The organism is Pseudomonas sp. PME37.24/025 (assembly GCF_055556615.1).
The window spans coordinates 1-283 of the sequence record NZ_JBVHNK010000103.1 but is presented as its reverse complement, the minus strand read 5'-3'; the positions used below and the strand labels follow the sequence as shown (position 1 = coordinate 283).

The window sequence follows — 283 nt, the reverse complement described above, 5'->3', positions numbered from 1 at the left end:
GCGAACTCGAGATCCGCGAGGATGCGGTGTTCGTGAAGGAAGGGCTGCTGGGCCTTGCCGACACCAAGCAGCTCATCGTCTCAGAGCGCCCCGACCTGCTGTTCAAGCCCTTCAACATCCGCTTTCCCGAGCGCATCCGCGAATACGACGGCAACTGCTTCGAGGCCATCCGCAAGAAGGATATCGTCGTCCACCACCCCTACGAGTCCTTCGACGTCGTGGTGCAGTTCCTGCGCCAGGCGGTGGCCGACCCCAACGTCCTCGCCATCAAGTGGACGCTCTA

At 62.2% G+C, this 283-nt stretch carries 1 pseudogene; it reads left to right on the top strand.

Annotated elements, in window-relative coordinates:
* A pseudogene (locus tag ACZ3HH_RS29680) lies at positions 1–283 on the top strand (hypothetical protein); the annotation flags it as partial.